The sequence below is a fragment of the Rhodococcus sp. S3 genome, from assembly GCF_058211795.1.
The window spans coordinates 967,257-985,955 of record NZ_CM177074.1 but is presented as its reverse complement, the minus strand read 5'-3'; the positions used below and the strand labels follow the sequence as shown (position 1 = coordinate 985,955).

15 protein-coding genes are annotated in these 18,699 nt (G+C 68.5%); 3 read left to right on the top strand and 12 right to left on the bottom strand.

Annotated features, from left to right (window positions below; translation table 11 throughout):
- Window positions 1-149: 149 nt before the first annotated feature.
- Complete coding sequence (locus tag AC0LPE_RS04680) at window positions 150-1,547, top strand: MFS transporter (protein ID WP_490605694.1); 1,398 nt, start codon at window positions 150-152, stop codon at window positions 1,545-1,547.
- A gap of 31 nt (window positions 1,548-1,578) precedes the next feature.
- Here the strand turns inward: AC0LPE_RS04680 and AC0LPE_RS04675 are convergent, their stop codons facing one another.
- From AC0LPE_RS04675 to AC0LPE_RS04630, 10 genes are all read right to left on the bottom strand, one after another.
- Complete coding sequence (locus tag AC0LPE_RS04675; protein WP_016695006.1) at window positions 1,579-2,016, bottom strand: type II toxin-antitoxin system Rv0910 family toxin; 438 nt, start codon at window positions 2,014-2,016, stop codon at window positions 1,579-1,581.
- 99 nt (window positions 2,017-2,115) lie between these two features.
- Window positions 2,116-3,750: a solute symporter family protein gene (locus AC0LPE_RS04670; RefSeq protein ID WP_490605693.1), complete on the bottom strand. Its 1,635-nt coding sequence runs from the start codon at window positions 3,748-3,750 to the stop codon at window positions 2,116-2,118.
- A complete protein-coding gene (locus tag AC0LPE_RS04665) occupies window positions 3,747-4,112 on the bottom strand; it encodes a DUF485 domain-containing protein (protein ID WP_019289889.1) in 366 nt (121 codons plus the stop codon). Before AC0LPE_RS04665 ends, AC0LPE_RS04670 begins: the two co-directional genes overlap by 4 nt.
- A gap of 124 nt (window positions 4,113-4,236) precedes the next feature.
- A complete protein-coding gene (locus AC0LPE_RS04660) occupies window positions 4,237-6,033 on the bottom strand; it encodes a sodium/solute symporter (protein ID WP_490605692.1) in 1,797 nt (598 codons plus the stop codon).
- 7 nt (window positions 6,034-6,040) lie between these two features.
- Window positions 6,041-6,415 carry a membrane protein gene (locus tag AC0LPE_RS04655; protein ID WP_037191816.1) on the bottom strand — a complete coding sequence of 125 codons (375 nt, stop codon included), beginning with the start codon at window positions 6,413-6,415 and terminating at the stop codon, window positions 6,041-6,043.
- Window positions 6,412-7,194, bottom strand: coding sequence for a LytR/AlgR family response regulator transcription factor (locus AC0LPE_RS04650; RefSeq protein WP_490605691.1), 783 nt, complete (start codon window positions 7,192-7,194; stop codon window positions 6,412-6,414). Before AC0LPE_RS04650 ends, AC0LPE_RS04655 begins: the two co-directional genes overlap by 4 nt.
- Window positions 7,195-7,225: 31 nt before the next feature.
- Window positions 7,226-8,440 carry a sensor histidine kinase gene (locus tag AC0LPE_RS04645; protein WP_490605690.1) on the bottom strand — a complete coding sequence of 405 codons (1,215 nt, stop codon included), beginning with the start codon at window positions 8,438-8,440 and terminating at the stop codon, window positions 7,226-7,228.
- Window positions 8,441-8,514: 74 nt separating this feature from the next.
- Window positions 8,515-10,029, bottom strand: a complete 1,515-nt coding sequence (locus AC0LPE_RS04640; RefSeq protein ID WP_490605689.1) for a SulP family inorganic anion transporter — start codon at window positions 10,027-10,029, stop codon at window positions 8,515-8,517.
- Between the two features lie 32 nt (window positions 10,030-10,061).
- Complete coding sequence (locus AC0LPE_RS04635; protein WP_490605688.1) at window positions 10,062-11,708, bottom strand: Na+/H+ antiporter; 1,647 nt, start codon at window positions 11,706-11,708, stop codon at window positions 10,062-10,064.
- A gap of 97 nt (window positions 11,709-11,805) precedes the next feature.
- Window positions 11,806-12,720 carry an alpha/beta hydrolase gene (locus AC0LPE_RS04630; protein ID WP_200359509.1) on the bottom strand — a complete coding sequence of 305 codons (915 nt, stop codon included), beginning with the start codon at window positions 12,718-12,720 and terminating at the stop codon, window positions 11,806-11,808.
- Between the two features lie 314 nt (window positions 12,721-13,034).
- On the opposite strand from AC0LPE_RS04630, the gene AC0LPE_RS04625 reads away from it, so the two are divergent.
- The gene (locus AC0LPE_RS04625) at window positions 13,035-14,804 is read left to right on the top strand and encodes a glycoside hydrolase family 15 protein (protein ID WP_490605687.1); all 1,770 of its coding nucleotides are present in this window, start codon (window positions 13,035-13,037) and stop codon (window positions 14,802-14,804) included.
- 29 nt (window positions 14,805-14,833) lie between these two features.
- On the top strand, window positions 14,834-15,790 hold the full coding sequence (locus AC0LPE_RS04620) for a TIGR03885 family FMN-dependent LLM class oxidoreductase (protein ID WP_490605686.1): 957 nt from the start codon (window positions 14,834-14,836) through the stop codon (window positions 15,788-15,790).
- Window positions 15,791-15,838: 48 nt separating this feature from the next.
- On the opposite strand, the gene AC0LPE_RS04615 is transcribed toward AC0LPE_RS04620, so the two are convergent.
- Window positions 15,839-16,123 (bottom strand): antitoxin, encoded by a 285-nt coding sequence (locus AC0LPE_RS04615; protein ID WP_016694995.1) that lies wholly within the window; start codon window positions 16,121-16,123, stop codon window positions 15,839-15,841.
- A gap of 63 nt (window positions 16,124-16,186) precedes the next feature.
- Complete coding sequence (locus AC0LPE_RS04610) at window positions 16,187-18,664, bottom strand: HAD-IC family P-type ATPase (RefSeq protein WP_490605685.1); 2,478 nt, start codon at window positions 18,662-18,664, stop codon at window positions 16,187-16,189.
- Between the last annotated feature and the right edge of the window lie 35 nt (window positions 18,665-18,699).

Genomic DNA, 18,699 nt, shown 5'->3' with positions numbered 1-18,699 from the left:
ATAAGTGAGCGCCGCACACCCCGACTACTGTGATGTGCACCACGGCAATCGCGGATCGGCGTGCACGCCCCGCCGTCCTCCCCTCCTCCGCGTGAGAGTCGTGAAACCGCTCGGGTTCCGACCCACCCCTTTTCTATCGAGGAGCTCCTATGGGAATTCTCCCCACCCCGATCGGCACCCCTGCCGAACTCACCCTCGAATCACCGGACGAGCCAACCGATTCCGGCGGACCGGCACCCGAGAAGAATCGACGCCGACGGGTCGCATACCCCTGGCTGGTCTTCGCGCTGACATTCGCACTGCTGCTCTCGGATTACATGTCGCGCCAGGTGCTCAGCGCGGTCTTCCCGTTCCTGAAAGCGGACTGGGCACTGTCGGATTCACAACTCGCATCGCTGACGAGCATCGTCGCCCTGATGGTGGGCCTGTTGACCTTCCCGTTGTCGCTCCTCGCCGATCGGTGGGGCAGGGTACGGAGCCTCACCCTGATGGCGGTGATCTGGAGTATCGCGACGCTGTTCTGCGCTGTGGCAGCCGATTACGAACAGTTGCTCATTGCCCGCTTCCTGGTCGGGGTCGGCGAGGCCGCCTACGGCAGCGTCGGAATCGCCGTGATCCTGAGCGCCTTCGTCCCGCGGGTCCATTCCGCACTCAGCGGCGCCTTCATGGCCGGCGGCTCGTTCGGTTCGGTCATCGGCGTCGCACTCGGGGGCGTCATCGCGGTGCACCTGAGCTGGCGGTGGTCGTTCGCGGCCATGGCGGTGCTCGGCCTGATCCTCGTCGCTCTGTTCCGCGCCCTGGTCACCGAAGGTAGGTTGGCGGCGCACAAGGTCGGTCAGGACACGACGCCGACCGAACCGTCTCCTCGTCCGGATTCGTCACCCCCGATCCGGGTACCGATCTCCACACTGTTCACCAGCCCTGCCGTGTGGTGCGCCTATCTCGGTGGCGGTCTGCAGATGTTCACTGCCGCGGTGCTGCTGGCATGGACGCCCAGCTTCTTCAATCGTCAGTACGGTCTGGCCCCGGACAAGGCCGGGATGGTCGCATCGATCTTCGTCCTGCTGATCGGCACCGGCATGGTGGTGTGCGGGATGATCACCGATCGGGTGAGCCGCACGAACCCGTCGGCGAAGTGGACCAGCGCCATCGCCTACTGCGCCGTCTCCCTCGTGTCGCTCGCCATCGGATTCCAGCTGGCGCCGGGTCCGGCGCAATTGGGCCTCATCGGAATCGGAGCCTTCTTCGCCGCCGGGTCCTCCGGTCCCACCGCGGCCATGGTGGCACGACTGACCCACGAGTCGGTGCGGGCCTCCGCGCTCGGCACTCTCACCGTCGCCAACAACGTCCTCGGGCTGGCGACCGGGCCGTTCGTCGTCGGGATCCTCGCCGACCGTCTGGGTCTGCTCGCCGCGCTGCAACTGACCCCGCTGGTGTACGCACTCGCGATCGTGGCGCTGGTCTTCGGTAAGCGTTGGTACGCAAGCGGCGTGGAACGACTGCACCGTCGGAGCGCGGCCGCATCGGATCATGTCCCTGCTCGATGAGACCGAGCGTCGTGTCGCGCTGCGCCGGGCGTCAGTTCCCGCCGTAGCGGCGCGCGAAGGTGTCGAGCGACGACTGCAGGTCGCCGTGCAGGGCCCGCGCCACCCCCGAGCCGATCGGGCCGAACAGGGGCGCCCCGCCGAGGTCGATCTTCATCGACAGCGTCGAACCGTCCCCGCGGGCCGCGACGGCGAGTCGCATCGAGAACTTCGTGCCACCCTTGCCGGTGCCCTTCAGCACCACGTGGTGCGGCGCGTCCAGTTCGACGATGGTCCACGTGACGCGGTTGCGCATGCCCTTGACGGACACCACCGACTGCAGGGTGGTGCCCTCGGCGAGGGTGTCCGGCAGGTCGCTGCGCCACCCGTCGTGGATGCTCAGCCACTCCCCGAACGACTCGAGGCGGGAGGCGTGCTCCCACGCTGCGTGCGGGTCGAGCGGAAGGTCGGTGGACACTTCGAGTTTCGCCATGGTCCGCAACAGTAGACGGTCCGTTCCGCCGGCGGGGCGCACCCCGACACGGCGGTGGCCCGCCCCCGTATCGGGAGCGGGCCACCGCGGTGCAGAGGATCAGTGGGAGACGGCCTTCTCCACACCGACACCGGTGAGCGAGCGGACCTCCATCTCCGCCTGCTTGTACCGATCCTCCTGCCTGCGGCGTCCGACGTAGGTGCCGATGACACCGAGCGCGAACGCGAGCGGGATGGACACGATGCCCGGGTTCGACAGCGGGAACCAGGAGAAGTCCACGTTCGGGAACATCGCCGAGGGTGCACCGGACACCGCCGGGGAGAACACGATGAGCACGAGGCAGCTGATCAGACCGCCGTAGATGCTGAACAGGGCGCCGGTCGTGTTGAACTTCCGCCAGAACAGCGAGTACAGCAGGGTGGGCAGGTTCGCCGAGGCGGCGACCGCGAAGGCCAGGGCCACCAGGAAGGCGATGTTCTGTCCCATGGCGAGGATACCGAGGACGATCGCCACCAGACCGATCACGACGACCGTGATCCGCGAGACCCGCACCTGCTCGTCCTCGGTGGCGTTGCCACGCTTGATGACACTGGCGTAGATGTCGTGGGCGAAGGATGCCGAGGCGGTGATGGCCAGGCCGGCGACGACCGCGAGGATCGTGGCGAAGGCGACGGCCGAGATGATCGCCAGGAACAGAGTGCCGCCGAGTTCGAAGGCCAGCAACGGAGCCGCAGAGTTCTCCTTGCCGGGAGCGCCGAGGATCGCGTCGGGGCCGACCATCTTCGCGGCACCGTAACCGAGCACCAGGGTGAACAGGTAGAAGGCGCCGATGAGGGCGATGGCCCAGGTGACCGAGCGACGTGCTTCCTTGGCGGTGGGGACGGTGTAGAAGCGCATCAGCACGTGCGGCAGACCGGCGGTGCCGAGGACCAGCGCGATGCCGAGCGACAAGAAGTCGATCTGCGTCATGTTGCTGATGCCGTACTTGGCGCCGGGGGCGAGCACGTCACGCTGGGCGACGGCCTCGTTCGACGAGCTCGACACCATCGCCTGTGCGTCGGCGAGCAGCTGCGAGAAGTTGCCCCGCACCGCGAACAGGACGAGCACGAACATCAGGCCGGCGCCGGCGACGAGCAGCACGGCCTTGACCATCTGTACGTAGGTCGTGCCCTTCATGCCGCCGATCAGCACGTACACGATCATGAGCACACCGACGACCGCGACGACGATGGCCTGGCCGACCTTGCCCTCGATGTCGAGCAGCAGCGCGACGAGTCCGCCGGCGCCGGCCATCTGGGCAAGCAGGTAGAACAGCGACACCGCGAGGGTCGAGAGCGCCGCCGCCATGCGGACGGGGCGTTCCTTGAGCCGGAAGCTCAGCACGTCGGCCATCGTGAACCGACCGGTGTTGCGGAGCAGTTCGGCGACGAGCAGCAGGGCGACGAGCCATGCGACCAGGAAGCCGATCGAGTACAGGAAGCCGTCGTATCCGTAGACGGCGATCGCACCGGCGATACCGAGGAACGACGCGGCCGACAGGTAGTCGCCGGCGATGGCGAAACCGTTCTGCGGGCCGGAGAACTGGCCGCCGCCGGTGTAGAAGTCGGAGGCCTTCTTCGTCGTGCGGCTGGCCTTGATGACCAGGCCCATCGTGATGACGACGAACGCGACGAAGATGGCGATGTTGAGGATCGGGTTGCCGACGTCGGCCCCACTCTGCGCGAGAACGCTCACTGCTGCGGTCCTTCCAGTTCCTCACGGATCGCGGCGGAACGCGGATCCAGCTCACGCCCGGCGAACTTCACGTAGACGGCGGTGATCACGAAGGTCGTGACGAACTGGCCCAGACCCAGGATCAGCCCGACATTGATGTTGCCGATGACCTTCGTCGCCATGAACTCGTCCGCGTAGGTGGCCAGCAGGACGTACAGGGCGTACCAGGCCAGGAAGAACGCCGTCACCGGGAACACGAAACGGCGCAGACGGCTGCGCAGTTCCTGGAACTCCGGGCTCTCCTGCATCGTGACGAACTCCTGCGGCGTCGGTATCCGTCGCTGCTGGGGTACGCCACTCTCGCTGAGTGGTGCTGTGGTCACTGCCGACTCCTTGATAGTCGTGTGAGGTGAGGATGATCACAACACTAATGAGACGGCTGTCACACGAACAGAGCAGACAAGAGACGGAACGACGAGGGGTGCCCTCGTGCGACGAACGGTCGCGTCACCGCGACGAACGGCGCCTCTCACCGGGACCACGGCCCCGCTCACCGAACGCGCCGAGTTCGCGGTCGCGGCCCATCCCGAGCCGCTCGGGTACGTGCATGCGGGAGAACGTCCTACCCACGTCCCTGGGGATCCGGCGACGCGTCAGAAGACTCACCGTGATCATCGTGAGGAACGCCAGCGGCACGCTCAACGCCGCCGGGTAGGCGGAGAGCACCGTCGGCCACCCCGCGGCCACCGACGGATCGATCGGCAGCAGCACGGTCGCCAGGGCTGCACCGCCCGCGACGAGACCACCGACGACCATCCCCGCCGCGGCACCGATCGCGGTGAGCCCGCGCCACCAGATCCCCAGCACCAGCAGCGGACACAGCGTCGACGCGGCGATGGCGAAGACCTGCCCGACCGAACGGGACAGGTCGAGGGAGGTCACCGACAGGGCGAGCACGAGCGGCACCACGCCGGCGAGCACCGCGGCCACCCGGAAGTCGCGCACCCGGCCGCGCAGTACGTCCGTGGACAACACGCCGGCGACACTCACCAGCAGTCCGGACGACGTCGACAGGAAGGCCGCGATCGCACCCGAGGCGACCAGCGCCGCGAGCAACTGCCCGCCCCAGCCCGACAGCACCGATCCCGGCAGCAGCAGCACTGCCGCATCGGAGCGTCCGGTGATGAGCAGCTGCGGGACGTACAGGCGCGCGAACACCCCGAGCAGCGTGGGGAACAGATAGAACAACCCGAGCAGGCCGATGACGGCGAGCGACGTCATGCGCGCCGCCCGCCCGTCGGGATTGGTGTAGAAGCGCACGAGCACATGGGGCAGCCCCATCGTGCCCAGGAAGGTCGCGAGCATCAGCGAATACACCTGGAACAGCGGATGTTCGCTGCTCGCTCCCAGCCCCGCCCCCGGCGACGCCCAGGTGTCGTTGTCGGTCGGTGCACCGGCGACCACCGGCACCGGCGACCCGGCGTCGAGGACCAGTTCGGTCCCGGCCCCGAGGACGTGCTCCCCCGGTTCGAGTTCGAAGACGCCCGCGACCGGCCGGCCGTCGATCTCGCCGGTCGCCACGACGGGGAGCGTTTCGGCGACCTGCACGATCACGTCGATCGTCACGTCGACGGTGGTGGTCTCGGTGACGGTGGGCGGCACGGGTTCGTCGACACCTCGGTCGTCACCGACGAAGTGCAGCGTGAGCACCAGGGCGGGCAGGGCGACCGCGGTGAGTTTGAGCCAGTACTGGAAGGCCTGCACGAAGGTGATCGAGCGCATCCCGCCACCGACCACGTTGGCGACGACGATCACGCCGACCACCGCGACGCCCACCCAGTCGGGCACTCCCAGAAGGATGTTGAGCGTCAGTCCCGCGCCCTGGAACTGCGGCACCAGGTACAGGATGCAGATGATCGCCACGACCATCATCGACAGCGTGCGCAGCCACTTCTCCCCCAGCCGGAACTCCGCGAAGTCCGGGACGGTGTAGGCACCCGAACGTCGCAGCGGCGCAGCGACGAACAGCAGCAGACCCAGATAACCGGCGGTGAAACCGACGGGATACCACAGGGCGTCGGCACCGAACTTCGCCACAAGCCCGGCCACTCCGAGAAAGGATGCCGCCGAGAGGTATTCACCGGAGATCGCCGCGGCGTTCCAGCGCGGGCCGACGCTGCGGGATGCGACGAGGAAATCCGAGGTGGTGCGCGCCATCCGCACGCCGTACACACCGATCGCGACGGTGGCGATCGCCGCGGCGACCAGACCGACGACGGTGACGACGGGAATCGATCCGCTCATGGGGTCGTCAATCGTCGGTAAGGTCGGTGAAATCCTGCTCGTTGCGTTCGGCGAGGCGCAGATACACCCACGCGATACCGAGCAGGATCGGATAACCGACCACACCGAGCAACACCCACGGCAGGCGGATGCCGAGGACCGTCACCGCGGCGAGACCGGGAGCGAGGTGGAACAGCACCGGGATGGCGCCCAGCAGACACACCGTGAACAGCGCGACCCGCAGCGCGAGCCCGAGCTGCGCCCGGACCAGCCCGCGGACCATCGCGTCGCCCACCTCGGTCTGCTGCTGCACCTCGACCCGGGTACGGACCATGCGCGCCCCACGCCGTTCGGCGAGGACGACCTTCTGACGCGGCGGAGGCGGGCCGCCGGTGGTGCTCATCGCGACGTCCACGACTGCATGGGACCTCGGATGAGCCGGTCCTTGAGTTCCCGTGTGTGCCGGCGGCTGACGGGCAGTTCGACGGGCGGTGAGGTGCTGTCGCTGCGCAGGCACACGACGAGACCCGAACCCACACTGCGGATACCGGTGACGAGCGGCAACGCCACGAGATAGGAGCGGTGCACCCGCAGGAAGCCGGCGTCGCCCCAGCGGTTCTCGAGCGTCGATATCGGGATACGTACCAGGTGCGAACCGGTCGCGGTGTGCAGGCGCGCGTAGTCGCCCTCGGCCTCGACCCAGTGGACCGACGAGCGCGGCACGAGGGTGGTGACACCGCCGAGCTCGACCGGGATCACGTCGTCGCTCTGGCCGGTCTCGGATGTCGCCTGCGCGGCGGGCCGGTGGCGCTCGGCGATCCGCCGGACCGCTTCGGCGAGCCGTTCCTCCCGCAGCGGCTTGAGGACGTAGTCGACGGCGCCGAGATCGAACGCCGAGACCGCGCGATCGTCGTGCGCGGTCACGAACACCACGGCCGGGGACACCGCGAAATTGCGCAGGATGCCTGCGAGTTCCAGCCCGTCGAGTCCGGGCATGTTGATGTCGAGGAAGACCGCGTCGATTCCTCCGTCGCGCAGCACGCGCAGAGCGGTCGTCGCGTCTCCTGCGGTGTGCACGACGCCGATCTCCTCCTGCGCGCGCAGCAGGTAGGCCAGCTCGTCGAGGGCGGGCGGTTCGTCGTCGACCGCCAGCACGGTCAGGTTGTCTGTGATCTCGTTCACGGCGAATCCATCGTGCCATGCCGGGTGTTCCTCACGGCCGGATACCCGCCCTGAACTTCGGCACGCGCATGCTCACCCGGGTGCCGGCCCCCGGCGCGGTCTCGACGACGAGGCCGTAGTCGTTGCCGAAGGCCGCGCGCAAGCGGTCGTCGACGTTGGCGAGGCCCACGTGCGCGGACTCGCGGACGCCGCTGCCGTGCTCGCTGTCGGCGATCGCGTCGAGCGTGCCGGATCGCAGCAGTTCCGGGTCCATGCCGATGCCGTCGTCCTCGACGCTGATGACGCAGTCGGTGCCCTCGTCGGCCGCGGTGATGGTGATGGTGCCCGTGCGGGTGTCCTTGCCCGCGATCCCGTGCCGCACGGCGTTCTCGACGAGTGGCTGCAGAGCGAGGAAGGGCAGCGTCACGTTGAGTACCTCGGGAGCGATCTGCAGGCGTACCTCGAGGGCGTTGCCGAAGCGGGCGCGTTCGAGTGTCAGGTACCGGTCGATGTTGCGCAGTTCGTCGGCGAGCAGGGTGTACTCGCCGGCCGCGCGGAACGAGTAGCGGGTGAAGTCGGCGAAATCCAGCAGCAGTTCGCGGGCGCGATCGGGGTCGGTCCGGACGAACGACGCCACCGTGTTGAGCGCGTTGTAGATGAAGTGCGGACTGATCTGGGCGCGCAGCGCACGGACCTCGGCGCGGTCGAGCCGGGCGCGGGAGGCGTCCAGTTCGGCCAGCTCGATCTGGCTGCACGCATACCGCGCCACCTCGGTGATCGCACCGAGCAGCGCCGGGCCGGGTTCGACGGTCGTCACGACGCCGAGCACCCCCGCCACACCCATGTCCTCCACGACGAGCGGCTGGGCGATCAGTGCGCGGGCCGCGAGGTCGCCGTGGGCCCGTCGCAGGTCGTGGTGCCCGACGAGCACGCGGCGCTTGTCGGCGACGGCCCGGCCCGCGGCGGTGATCATCTCGTCCGTCAGTTCCTCGAACGGGCCGTCCCAGGCGAGCAGGGCACCGTTCTCGTCCAGCAGCGCCACCGCGCGTGCTTCGGCCAGCAGCATCCGCAGGTGCGGAGCGGCCTCCTCCGCCGACGACGCGTCGAGCCCGGCACGCAGGGGTCGCGCCGCGAGGGACGCCGTGTGCAGGGTCGCGTGGACCGCGCGTTCGGCGGGTGTGGTGACCACCCGCCGGGTCCACAGCACCACCGAGACCACGACCAGCACCAGGAGCAGTACCACCGCGGCGAGCTCGATCGCGATCATGCGCTCACGTTACGTCGAATCGATCGCCGTCGAGTTGCGCCTCGACAACGGCAGCCTGCTCCCGGGAGGCGCAGTCAGTTCTCCCCACCGAGTCGGCCGGACAACCGGCGGAGGCGTTCTAGGCTCGCGCCGTCCAGTCCGACGATGGTGACCGTCTTGCCTTTGGCCGCGTACTTCTGCTGGATCGCATCGAAGGTCGCGACGGTGGACGCGTCCCAGATGTCGGCGGCGGTGAGGTCGACGACGACGTTCTCCGGGTCGCCGATGTAGTCGAACTGGAAGACGAGATCGTTGCTCGACGCCCAGAACAGTTCCCCCGTGACCCCGTAGGTGCACGTGTCGTCGCTCGTGAGGGTCCTCTCGACCGTGGTCATGTGCGCGACCCGGCGGGCGAACAGCACCATCGCGGTGAGCACTCCGAGCGACACCCCGATCGCGAGGTTGCCGGTGCTCACCGTGGCCACGACGGTGACGACCATGACGACGGTCTCGCTGAGCGGCATCAACCGCAGCGTCCGCGGGTGGACGCTGTGCCAGTCGACCGTCGCGATCGACACCATGATCATCACGGCGACGAGGGCGGCCATCGGAACCAGACCGACGATGTCGCCGAGCGCGACCACGAGGATCAGCAGGAACACGCCGGCCGCCAGGGTGGACAGACGGGTCCGTGCCCCGGAGACCTTGACGTTCATCATGGTTTGGCCGACGACGGCGCAGCCGCCCATGCCACCGAAGAATCCGGTCACGATGTTGGCGACGCCCTGGCCCCAGCCCTCGCGGGTCTTGTCCGACCGGGTGTCGGTGATGTCGTCGACGAGCTTGGCCGTCATCAGCGATTCCATCAGGCCGACGAGGGCCATCGCGAGCGCATACGGCGCGAGGATCCGGAGGGTCTCGAAGGTCAGCGGCACGTCCGGGAAGAAGAGGGTGGGCAGGCTCTCGGGAAGTTCACCCTGGTCCGCGACGTCCGGCACGTTCAGCGAGAAGGCCACGGTCACGGCGGTGAGGAGCACGATCGTGACGAGCGGAGCCGGCACGGCCTCGGTGATCTTCGGGAGGAACACCAGCACCAGCAGACCTGCCGCCACCAGCGGGTAGACCATCCACGGCACGTCCACGAGGTGCGGGATCTGGGCGACGAAGACGAGGATCGCGAGCGAGTTGACGAAGCCGACCATGACGCTGCGCGGCACGAACCGCATGAGCTTGGCGACGCCGAGGAAGCTGAGCAGCACCTGGAAGACGCCGCCGAGGATCACCGTCGCGATGAGATGGTCCACCCCGTACTGCTCGGACACCGGGGCGATCACGAGTGCCACGGCCGCGGTCGCCGCCGAGATCATCGCGGGCCGTCCCCCGACGATCGCGATGGTGATGGCCATGGTCACCGAGGCGAACAGCCCGACCCGGGGGTCGACGCCGGCGATCACGGAGAAGGCGATGGCTTCCGGGATCAGGGCGAGCGCCACGACCAGGCCGGCCAGGAGTTCGGTCTTCAGACGAGCAGGTGACCGGAGAGCGAACCGAACGGAGACGTCGGTGCGGGGATCGTGCGGCACCTGTTCCGGGCCGTGCGGGGTGTTCACTTGCGGAAAGTCTACCGTTGCGCGCTGTCGTCCTACTGTTGTGCACTGCCGTCCTGACGGCGGCGGCGGATGCGTTCCTCGACGGCTGCCTCGTCGACATCGAGACTCTCCAGCACGTCGCGGAGAATCTCGTCGTCGAGTTCCCCGCGATCACGTGCGTCGATGAGATCCTGTCGTCGCGCCCGCAGGGACGCTCGCCGGATGTCGTCGAACAGCGCGGCAAGTCGCGCTCCCGCGTCTGCAGCCGCGTCCTCAACGGTCTCTGCCTCCTGCCGCGACCGCAGCGACGTGCGTGCTTCGGCCAGCAGCCTGTCGTAGATCTCCGGATCCACACCGTCGGGCGGCTGCGCGGCGAGTTCGGTGAGCACACGGTCGCTGGACTCCGCCGAGATCCTGCGGGCCACCGCCATCTGTTCCTCGGTCCGCAGCCGCTCGTAGGGGTCGGTGACGTCGAGTCTGCGGATGAGCCACGGCATGGTCGCTCCCTGGATGAGCAGTGTGCCGATGGCGACGACCAGCGCGGAGATCTGGATCATCTCGCGACCGGGGAAGTCGGCACCCGACGCGATCACCACGGGCACCCCGCCGGCGGCCGCGAGAGTGACGACTCCCCGCATGCCCGCCCAGGACACCACGACGTGTTCCCGGAAATTCAGCTGGTCGCGGCCGAGACGTTCGGATCCGGCGCGGCGCACGAGTGCGCGCCGGCCCCAGTGCAGCAGACCCCACGCGGGTCGCACGAGCATGACGACGAGCAGGATCACGACCGCGCCCAGCAACGCGACATGCAGGTCGGTACCGCTGTCGCGGACGTCGTCGAGGACGAACCGGAATTGCAGACCCATATAGGCGAAGACGAAGGTCTCGAGCACCACGTCGACGCTCTTCCACACCGCGCGTTCCTGCAGCCGCGTGCTCACCGAGACCTCGGTGGCGCGGTGCCCGAGGAACAGTCCGGCGGCGACGACGGCGAGCACTCCCGAGGCGTGGACCTCCTCGGCGGCGAGATAGGCCGCGAACGGCAGCACCAGCCCGAGCACGGTCTCGAGCGGCGAGTCGTACATCCGGGCGCGGATCAGGTGGACGATATACGCGAGCACCAGACCCACGGCGATCCCACCCGCGACCTCGTAGAGGAAGAACAGGAACGGCGAGTCGGCGAGGATGTGCGTGCCGGTGACGGCCGAGATCGCCACGGTGAACAGGGTCAGGGCGGTGGCGTCGTTGACCAGACCTTCCCCGGTCAGCACCGCGATGACCCGTTTCGGTAGTCCGAGTCGCTGTCCCACGGCGACAGCGCTGACCGCGTCGGTCGGTGCGACGACCGCGCCGAGAGCGAGCGCCGCACCGAAGGTCAGCGTCGCCATCATCGCGGACGCCGTCCACGCCACGACGAACGCCGTGACGAGCACGGTGTAGATGCCGAGCCGCAGGATCGACGGCAGGTACTGCCGGAAGGTGGGAACCGAGAACCGCAGGGCCGACGAATACAGCAGCGGCGGCAGGACGACCCCGAGGATGATGTCCGGGTCCAGTTCGAGCCGCGGCAGACCCGGTGCGAACGACACCAGTGCTCCGACGGTGACGAGCACGAGCGGGGCCTGCAGGTCGCGTCGCGACGCGACGGCCGTCACCGCGATCCCGGCGATGACGACCAGCAGGATCCACGCGCCGTTCATCGCGACGGCACCGTGCCAGGTGTCCGGTTCACGGTGTGATGGTGACACAGCCGGCGGCCGCCCGAAGGGAACCCGCGTCCGGGTGCCGGCTCCGTGGTTACGCCTGTTCGGCCACCCCTGCGATGACGGCGCGCGTCGCGGCGATCAGCCGAGTGAGGCCGGGCTCCTCGATCGGCCAGTGCCCGCAGTTCTCGAGCAGGACGGCCTGCGTCGGCCCGGAGATGCGGTCGAGGAACCGCAGGCTGGTTTCCGGTGGGGTCCAGCGGTCGGCGGCGGGATGCACGAGCGTCACCGGGACTGCGGTGAAGTCCTCGGGTGCGGTGTGCGGGTAGGTGAACCAGTCGGCCAGAAATCCCAGCGGGATCCGGACCCCTCCCCCGAGAGAATCGGACTCGCACATGCGTGTGAGGTCACGGTCGTTGCTCATCCGGTTCATCCGCACGAGCCATCTGATCGGCAACCGGAGATCACCCGCCACCCGGGCCACGGGCGGCAGAACCGAGGGTGCCATCCTTCCGGCGAAGCCCCATCGGGCTGCAGCCGCCCGGGCTTCGGCATCGCCGGGGTCCAGGAGGCAGGTCGCGATCACCGCGGCCACCTGCCCGGTGCGAGCCGCGACCTCGTAGGCCATCATCCCGCCCATACTCGCGCCGAAGAGGACCAGCGGCCGGGGATCGTCGGCGCGTTCGGCTGCGACGAGGTCGCAGAGCAGGTCGATCCAATCGCAGTACCGGACCTGCGAGGGACGGGGTTCGACGGTCCGTCCGTAGACGGGCATGTCGGGGAAGAGGATGTCCACGTCGTCGTCCGCGGCCAGCGAGGCGAACGACCAGAGCGCCGCGGAATGGCCGCCCGCGCCGTGGATTCCCATCACGCGCACCGGAGCATCGGGGCGAGGGTTGCGGGCGATGTGGACGCGGCGACCGCGCCAGTCCCACCAGGTGGACTCCGGTTCTCGACAGGCCGATCGGTAGTTCTCGGGCAGGAACTCGGCATAGGCCGCTGCGGTCATCGTCCGATCCCTTCGTCGTCGCACGACGGGTGATGTCTGCACCACGTATACGGCGCACGATAGCTGCACGCCCTTACCTGCACAATGTCGAGAAGATGTGAAAAATTCGCTGTGGCACAACGAATCCCGGATACACGGCGGCCACGTCTTCTTCTTCGGCCGCCCTGCCGGATGCCGTTCGCCCCGCCCCTCCTGCTTCCACGACGCGCCCGCACACCCGATCTCGCAGCGAGACCGGCAGGTCGTTTGCCCCGACGCGGCCGGGGTATGCAACCGATCGACCGCCGTGTACCCGGCCCCAGCGAGGAGTGCGTGTGATCCCAGCCCGCGACGACGACGGCTATGCGGACCTGCGCACCTATGCCGCGCTGGGTGACGGTGACACCGTCGCCCTCGTCGCCGAGGACGGTTCGGTGGACTGGTATCCGGTTCCGCTCCTCGATTCGCACCCGGTCTTCGCACGACTGCTCGACGCATCGACGGGCGGTTCCGTCGAACTGCGTCCGGTCGACGAGTTCACCGTCGAACGCGCATACGTGCCGGGCACGAACGTTCTGAGCGCCGTCTTCACCACCGCACAGGGGCGGGCACGGGTGACCGATTCGATCGACACGGGTGTCGCCGGGCGGTTGCCCTGGGGTGAGCTCGCCCGCCGCGTCGAGGGCCTGGACGGCGAGGTCGCGATGCGCTGGACGGTCGCCCCCGGCACCGGACTGGGCCGGTACCAGCCCTGGTGCGACCGGACCGAACACGGCCCCGTCCTGCGGGTGGGGACCGTGAGCATCGGGGTGCGCACGTCCGGCACGGGTGAACCGGTGGTCGAGCACCGCTCGATCGGTGGCCGCTTCACCACCTCGGCCGGATCCCGGCACCTCATCGCCGTGCTGTCGACGGAGAACGAACCCCTGCCGTTGCCCGACGCCGGCGCGATCGACGCCAACATCGACCGCACCGTCGACCGGTGGAAGCAATGGTCGTCGCTCCTGCACTACGACGGGCCGTGGGCCGACGCGGTGATCCGGAGCGCGCTCGCACTGAAACTGTTGCAGAACCGATCGGGCGCGATCGCCGCAGCGGCGACGACGTCGGTTCCGGAAAGCCCGGACGGCGAGAAGAACTGGGACTACCGTTTCGCCTGGGTGCGCGACGCCGCTTACACCCTGCACGCGCTGATCCGTCTCGGCGATCGCGAGGAGGTGCACGCCGCGATGAGCTGGTTGCTCCGCGTGGTGCGCGATCAGGGCGCCGATGCGGAGGTGTTCACCCGGCTCGACGGCGGAACGCCCGACGACGAACGGCGACTGGATGTTCCGGGTTGGCGCGGTATCGGCCCGGTGGTCGAGGGGAACAGGGCCGCAGGGCAATTGCAGCTCGGGATCTACGGCGACCTGTTCGAGATCGTGACCCTCTACAGCAGTGAGGGTTACGTGCTCGACATCGCGACCGCGCGTCTGCTCGCCCGCATCGCCGACCACACCTGCGATGTCTGGCAGCAGGCCGATCACGGCATCTGGGAACTGCTCGAACGCGAGCACTACACGAACTCGAAGATGAGCTGCTGGCACGCACTCGACCGCGCCGTCCACCTCGCCGAGGTCGGGCAGATCCCGGGGACGGCGGATCGCTGGCGCCGCGAACGCGATCTCATCCGCGACTGGATCGAGGAGAACTGCTGGTCGGACGAACTCGGTTGCTACACCGCTTATCCCGGCACCGATCGGCTCGACGCGTCCGTCCTGCTCGGAGCCGTCGGCGGATACGACCGGGGTCCGCGCATGCAGGCCACCTGCGACGCCCTGCGACGGGAACTCGGTCGCGGACCGCTGCTCTACCGGTTCAGCGGCGCCGACAAGGAGGAAGGGACGTTCGTCGCCTGCGCGTTCTGGATGGTCGCGGCACTGGCCGAGACGGGACGGACCGACGAGGCCACCGAACTGATGGGCGAACTCGTGCCGCTCGCCAACGACGTGGGCCTGTACTCGGAGATGATCGCCGAGGACGGCACCTTCCTCGGCAATCTCCCCCAGGGTCTGAGCCATCTCGCGCTCATGACGGCTGCACTGACACTCATCGAGAAGTACTGATCGCCGATCGACCGGAGGAGCGGACAGGTATGACGCTGATAGGTTTTCACGCCTCACACGAACAGGCGTCCCCATCCCGCCTGCTCGAGGACGTCCGGCTCGCCGAAGCGGCCGGCTTCGGGGCGGCCATGTGCTCGGACCACATCGAACCGTGGTCGCACCGCCAGGGACACTCGGGGTTCGCGTGGTCGTGGCTCGGAGCGGCCCTGGCCACCACCGACCTACGTTTCGGTGTCGTCACCGCGACCGGCTTCCGCTACCACCCCGTCGTCACCGCCCAGGCCACCGCCACTCTGGCATCGATGTTCCCGCACCGCTTCTGGTTCGCACTCGGCAGCGGTGAGCACTGCAACGAACGCATGTCCGGAGTTGCCTGGCAGCCCAAGGAGGAACGGCAGCAACTGCTCGGCGAGAACCTCGACATCGTGCGACGCCTGCACGCAGGCGAAGTCGTCGACCACGACGGCGCGGTGAAGGTCGACCGCGGACAGGTCTGGGACCGGCCGGAGACTCCTCCCGAAATTCTGCTTCCCGCACTGACTCCCGAGACGGCCGGTCGTTTCGCCGACCGGGTCGACGGTCTCGTCACCGTGAACGCCCCGCTCGACGACCTGCGCCGGATCCTCGGCGCCTACCGCGACGGTGGCGGACGCGGACGGACCGTGCTGCAGGTCCATCTGAGTTGGGCACCCACCCGGGAGCGTGCCCGCGAGATCGCGCGGGAACAGTGGGCGACGAACGCCCTACCGCCGGAACTGATGGCAGAACTGGCCACGCCCGAGGAATTCGAGTCCCACGCCGCCGAACTCGACGACGGCGACCTCGAGGGCGCGGTGATCGTGTCCGACGATCCCGCCGAACACGTCGACCGCCTGTGCGAATTCGCCGAACTCGGTTTCGACGAGATCTATCTGCACCATGTGGGGCCGGATCAGCGCCCGGTCATCGACACCTTCGGCGACACGGTGCTGCCGCACCTCCCGTGAACCGTGCTGCCGCACCTACCGTGAACCGTGCTGCCATACCTGCCGTGATCAGGGCTGACGCGGACCCGGTTGCGCTTCCGGTCCGGGACCGCCCTCGGGACCCGGCTCACCGCCCGGTCCGGGCTGCGCGCCCGGTGCGGGATTGTCGGTGGTACCCAGGTGCTGACGGGCGGCGTCCTGCGCTTTGTCGACGTGCTGGGCGTACTTCCCGCCGGTACGTCCGTCCACCTGGTCGCCGGCCTTCTCGATGAACTGGTCGGCCTTGTCGGGGTTCTTCGAGGCGTAGTCCTTGCCCTTGTTCACAAGGCCCTTCACCGAATCCATGAAACCCATCGTTCGGTCCTTCCCTCGTCGGATCGCCGTGAGGTTCGGGCGCACCCATCCGTGCGCTGCGGGTCAGTGTACGCCCGGCAGCAGATCGTCGGGGGCGGCGAACAGGCGACGGCGCTCCCCGTGCAGACGCCCCGACACCCACCACAGGGCCTCGACCAGGACGACTCCGATCAGCCCGCACGTCACCGCGATCGTCGTGTACCCGACGTTCGACGGATCGAGCGCGAAGAACTCCCGGGTGAACGGCACGGAGAACAGGATCACGTAGCCGAGCACCGAACCGGCGAGCAGCACGATCTTCCACCACTGGTACGGGCGGGCGACCACGGCGAGCACCCACAGCGCGATGATCAGCAGGGTGATCAGGGCCGAGGTCCCGGCCTGGATCTTCTGCTGCTCGGTCTGCTCCGGGCCGCCGTAGACGAGCACGTAACAGACGAAGGTCGCCACACCCACGACGACACCGGACGGAATCGCCAGTCGCATCACACGGGAGACGAAACCCGAGCGTGCCCGCTCGTTGTTCGGTGCCAGCGACAACAGGAAAGCGGGGATGCCGATGGTGAACCACGCCGCGATCGTCACGTGCCGGGGCAGGAACGGATAGGGCAACGGCTCGAAGTCGAACACCTGCGACAGCACACCCGACACGCCCACCAGGAAGGCGAGCAGCACCGAGTACACCGTCTTGGTGAGGAACAGGTTGGAGACGCGTTCGATGTTGCCGATGACCCGGCGACCCTCGGCCACCACGTAGGGCAGCGTCGCGAACTTGTTGTCGAGAAGGACGATCTGTGCGACCGCGCGGGTGGCGGGACTGCCCGACCCCATCGCGACTCCGATGTCGGCGTCCTTGAGGGCGAGCACGTCGTTGACGCCGTCGCCGGTCATCGCGACGGTGTGACCGCGCGACTGCAGCGCGCCGACCATCGCGCGCTTCTGATCGGGACGGACCCGGCCGAAGGTCGTCGAGCCTTCGACGACGTCGGCGAGTTCGTTGTCGCCTTCCGGCAGGGAGCGCGCGTCGATGGGAGACGCGCTGCCCGGCAGGCCGAGGGACGAGGCGACCGCACCGACGGCGATCGCGTTGTCGCCGGAGATGACCTTGACGTCGACCTGCTGGCCGGCGAAGTACTCGAGGGTCGGCTTCGCGTCCGGGCGCACCCGCTGTTCGAGGACGACGAGCGCGGCGGGCGTGACCGTGCCGGGTGCGAGTTCGTCGTCGACCGGGCGGTCGCTGCGCGCGAGGAGCAGCACCCGCAGGCCGCTCGAGCCGAGTTCCTCGGCGCGTCGCGCCGCCTCGGTGCCGGGGTCGAGCAGCACGTCGGGTGCGCCGAGCAGCCAGTTGCCGTGGGTGCCGTACGACTGGCCGCTCCACTTCTTCGCCGACGAGAACGGCGCGACCGCCGTGGGCTCACCCCAGCCGGGGGCGGTGGGGAACGCCTCGGCGATCGCGAGGACGCTGGCGTTCGGACGCGGGTCGTCGGCGGCGAGCGAAGCCAGGGCGGCGCGGGCCTCGTCGAGGTTGCTTCCGTCCAGGGCCTCGAGATCGGACAGGCGCATGCCGTTCTCGGTGAGCGTGCCGGTCTTGTCGGCACACACCACGTCGACGCGCGCGAGGCCTTCGATCGCCGGCAGCTCCTGCACGAGGCACTGGCGGCGTCCGAGGCGGACGACACCGACCGCGAACGCGATGGATGTCATGAGCACGAGGCCCTCGGGCACCATCGGCACGAGGGCGGCGACCATGCCGCTCAGTGCGGGGCCGAGCGACTCGCCGCTGGAGAAGAGCTGGTTGTAGATGATGAGCAGACCCGCGGGGATCATCAGGTAGGTGATGAAGCGCAGGATCTTGTTGATGCCCGCGTTCAGCTCCGACTTCACGAGCGTGAACTTGCTCGCCTCTTCCGCGAGTCGCGCCGCGTAGGCGTCGCGGCCGACCTTCGTCGCACGGTAGGAGCCGGATCCGGAGGCGACGAAGCTGCCCGACATCACCGTCGAACCGGGCACCTCGTGCACGGGATCCGACTCGCCTGTCAGCAGCGACTCGTCCAGTTCGAGACCCTGGGCCTCGACCACCTCGCCGTCGACGACCAGCTGGTCGCCGGGGCCGAGCTCGATGATGTCGTCGAGGACCACCTCGCGCGGAGCGATCGGTGCGGCGACGCCGTCCCGGCGCACGACGGGTTTCGTCTGGCTGACGATGGCCAGCTTGTCGAGGGTGCGCTTGGCACGCACCTCCTGGATGATGCCGATGCCGCTGTTCGCGATGATCAGCAGACCGAACATGCCGTCGATGATCGAGCCGGTGGCCAGCACGATCAGCAGCAGCACCCCGAGGATCGCGTTGATCCGGGTGAACACGTTGGCCCGGACGATGTCCTTGACCGATCGGGACGCGCGGTCGGGGACATCGTTGGCGAGGCCACGTGCCACACGCTCGGCGACCTGCTCGGTGGACAGCCCGGTGGCTGCATGGTCGGATGCGAGGACCGGTGCCTCGCCCGTTCCCACCACCGTCGTGGGCTCTTCTACTGCCATGACGAACCAGATTAGGGCACGAAAGCGAACAACCG